The sequence below is a fragment of the Nocardiopsis alkaliphila YIM 80379 genome (assembly GCF_000341005.1).
GTDB classification, from domain to species: domain Bacteria; phylum Actinomycetota; class Actinomycetes; order Streptosporangiales; family Streptosporangiaceae; genus Nocardiopsis; species Nocardiopsis alkaliphila.
The window spans coordinates 1-3,496 of sequence record NZ_ANBD01000183.1; the positions used below are offsets into that span (position 1 = coordinate 1).

The 3,496-nt window shown below is 68.0% G+C and carries 3 protein-coding genes and 2 pseudogenes (1 of these 5 cut by a window edge); all 5 read right to left on the minus strand.

The annotated features are described in order from the left end of the window. Positions 1–326 (minus strand): annotated as a pseudogene (locus D472_RS0123850) (oxygenase MpaB family protein); the annotation flags it as partial. Positions 327–518: 192 nt separating this feature from the next. Beyond that, a complete protein-coding gene (locus D472_RS0123855) occupies positions 519–1,103 on the minus strand; it encodes a GTP-binding protein (RefSeq protein ID WP_017606953.1) in 585 nt (194 codons plus the stop codon). Then, complete coding sequence (locus tag D472_RS0123860) at positions 1,084–1,521, minus strand: DUF742 domain-containing protein (protein WP_017606954.1); 438 nt, start codon at positions 1,519–1,521, stop codon at positions 1,084–1,086. The genes D472_RS0123855 and D472_RS0123860 overlap by 20 nt, the downstream gene beginning before the upstream one ends. Positions 1,522–1,529: 8 nt before the next feature. After that, a complete protein-coding gene (locus D472_RS0123865; protein WP_017606955.1) occupies positions 1,530–1,970 on the minus strand; it encodes a roadblock/LC7 domain-containing protein in 441 nt (146 codons plus the stop codon). 2 nt (positions 1,971–1,972) lie between these two features. Then, positions 1,973–3,496: pseudogene (locus D472_RS26985) on the minus strand (sensor histidine kinase) (it continues 998 nt past the right edge of the window).

Consider the following 3,496-nt stretch of genomic DNA (forward strand, 5'->3'; position numbering starts at 1 on the left):
TCGTTGCTGATGTCGTAGGACCGGTGCATCTGGTTCATCCGACGCAGCGCGTCCCGCCCCCGGCCAGGGCCGAAACCGTGCTCCAGGATGTCGTTGAGGATCAGGGCCGTGTCGTCGTAACGGTGCTGGGTGCGCTCGGTGAACTCGCGGGTGTCGCCGAGCAACTGTCCGACGGTGGGCATCGCGTAGGTGCGGTACAGGGCCAGTCCCAGTGCCTGCTCAATGTCCCAGGGGAACTCCAAGGTCGACAGGATGCGGACGATCTCCTCGCAGTCGTCCTCGGCGTCCAGGGTGTGGATCTTGTCGCGCCACTCGAAACGCTTCATGGGTGCTCCACCTTCGTCCGTCCCGCCCTCGGACGGGGACAGGGTCGTCGGGTACGTGAAACGCCGCTCGGTCGGACGTTTCGACGTCCCGCACTTTACCCGGATGGACCGCGTGTACAGAGGGGGAGACCGCGGATTCGGTCTCCGAAAGAAGAAGGACCCTGGGGCGGGGCCCAGGGTCCTACGGGTGGGTCAGGCGGTGACGCGTTCCGCCACCTTGCTCACCAGGGACAACAGCACCTGCTTGGCGGATTCCCGTTGTCGAGCGTCGCACAGCACCACCGGTGTCTGTGGGGTCAGACTGAGCGCCGCGCGCACCTCGTCGGGTTCGTACCGGTGTGCTCCCTCGAAGCAGTTCACCGCCACCACGAACGGCACACCTCGCCGCTCGAAGAAGTCCACCGCGGCGAAGCACGTCTCCAGACGTCGGGTATCGGCGATGACGATCGCGCCCAGGGCGCCCTCCGACAGCTCCTCCCACATGAACCAGAAACGTTCCTGTCCGGGTGTGCCGAACAGGTACAGCACCAAGTCCTCGTTGATGGTGATGCGGCCGAAGTCCAGTGCCACCGTGGTGGTCGTCTTGGACTCCACCCCGGACAGGTCGTCGACCCCGTAGCTGGCCTCGGTCATCACCTCCTCGGTGCTGAGCGGAGCGATCTCACTGACCGCCCCGACCAGGGTGGTCTTTCCGGCGCCGAAGCCCCCGGCGACCAGGATCTTCAGAGCGGAGGGGACAGGGGCCTCGGAGCCCGGGTCAGAGTCTTTGGATGCCATCGAGAACCGCCTGGAGTACGTCCCGGCTCACCGGGCTCTTCGCTTTGTAGGGGGCGCGGGCCAAGGCCAGGCCGCGGTTGAGCAGGTCGCTGAGCAGCACCTTGACCACGGCCACCGGGATGTCCAAGTGGGCGGAGACCTCAGCCACCGACTGGGGCTTTCTGCACAGCTCGAGGATGCGGAGCTGCTCCGGTTCGAGTGCCAACTCGTCGACCTCGGCGCGCTTGGCCGCGATGACCACGCTGATCATGTCCAACTGGACCGTGTCCGCGTGGTCCCGGCCCTGGGCGATCACGTAGGGCCGAACCAGCGGACCGGCCTCCTCTGGTCCGGGGTCGTCGCCGAATCCCCCCACGGCGTCGCGGCGCGACGTGCCGTGGTGTATCTCGCCCGGATCGAACTCGTCATGCGCTTGCATACCGACCCCTAACGGTTGGCTTCGGAGCCACCCTCATGGCGAGGAGCGGCGTCCAGGTAACGGCCCACCTGGTCGACCAGGACGTTCATCTCGTAGGCGATGAGGCCCACGTCGGCGCTTTCCTCGGCCAGGACGGCCAGGCAGGCGCCACGGCCCGCACCGGTGACGAACAGGTAGGCGTTCTCCATCTCGACGACGGTCTGGAGCACCTCGCCCCCACCGAAGTGGCGGCCGGTGCCCCGGGCCAGGCTCTGGAAGGCCGAAGCCACCGCCGACAGGTGTTCGGCGTCCTCCTTGACCAGGTCACGGGAGCGGCCGATCAGCAGGCCGTCAGCGGAGAGGACGATGGCGTGTCGGGAGCCGACCGCGCGGTCCAGCAACTCGTCCAGCAGCCAGTTGATGTCCTTCTTGCCGGTGGAGTTCTCGCCGGCGCTTTCGGTACTGGTCACGGTTACGCGTCCTTGTCGGTGTCGTTGGTGTTCTGCCGGCCTTCGCGCCGCCCGCGGTCCGTCCCCTGCTGGAACGCGGACATGTTCTTACGCAGACGCGCCAGCCGTTCCGAGCTATCGAGAACGGAGGGGGTCGTGCTCCGAGCGCCGGAGGCCGGACCGCTCTTGCCCTCCGCGGAGGGGTCCTCGGCCAGCTGGGGAGCCAGGTTCTCCTGTGGACGTCGCTTGGGCAAGGGTGGGCGCCCGTCCCCGGCCGGCACCGTTTCGCCCTCCGTCTCCGGAATGTGGGAGGTCTGTTCCTCGGGTTCCCGGGGGGCCTCGGGCACCGCGCTGATCCGGGGTTCGCGGGTGGGTAGCGGGGGGCCGTCCTCCGTGGCATCGGCGAGAACGTCCGAGCCCGTGCCCGATTCGGCCGGGGTGGAAACCGAGGTGAGCAGTGGCTTGCCGCCCCGGCCGTTCTTGTCGGAACGCCCGGCGTCCAGCGCCGCCTCCGGGGTGCGGTCGACGATCTCGCGCACCTCCCAGATCTCCTCTCCACCGTCCTCGGAGGAGGGCAACGGAGTACGGTCTCCGGAGATCAACTCCTGGGGGAGCAGGACGATGGCCTGCACACCGCCGTAGGGCGAGGGGCGCAGATGCACCTGGACACCGTGGCGGTGGGCCAGATGCGAGACCACGAACAGGCCCAGGCGCATCTTCTCGTTGAGGCGCATGACGTCGAACTCGGGCGGTTCGGCCAGTAGGGCGTTGGCCGAGGCGAACTCGGCCTCGGTCATGCCCAGACCCCGGTCCTCGATCTCGATGGTCACGCCGTTGGGAACGTCCTCGCTGCTCAGGCGCACATGGGTGTGCGGGGGCGAGAACATCGCGGCGTTGTCGACCAGTTCGGCGACCAGGTGGATGACGTCGGCCACGGCCGGGCCGTTGAGGTTGACGCGGGCGATGCGCTCACGCTTGACGCGTGTGTAGTCGCCCGACTCGGAGATGGCGCCGCGCAGGACGTCGATCAGCGGCATCGGACGGTGCCAGGTACGGCCGGGGGCCTCGCCACCGAGGATCAACAGGTTCTCGGCGTTACGGCGCGCACGCGTCGCCAAGTGGTCCAACTTGAACAGCTGGGAGAGCTGCTCCGGATCCTCCTGCTCACGTTCCATCTTGTCCAGCAGACGCAGCTGACGGTGGACCAGGGTCTGGCTGCGGTGCGCGATGTTGAGGAAGACACGGTTGACGCCCTGCCGCAGCTCCGTCTGCTGGACGGCCTCGTCGACCGCGGCGCGCTGGGCGGTGTTGAACGCCTTGGCGACGTCACCGATCTCGTCCTCTTCGACCCGCAGCTCGGGCAGTTCGCTGTTGGTGTCGACCCGCTCACCACGGTGCAGGCGGTCCATGATCGCGGGCAGACGTTCCTCGGCCAAGGCCTGGGACTCATCGCGCAGGGCCAGCAACCGCCCGGTGAGGTTGCGGGAGGAACGTCGGGCCAGGTAGAAGGCCGCGATCGTCACGGCGGCCACACCGAGGCTGCCGCC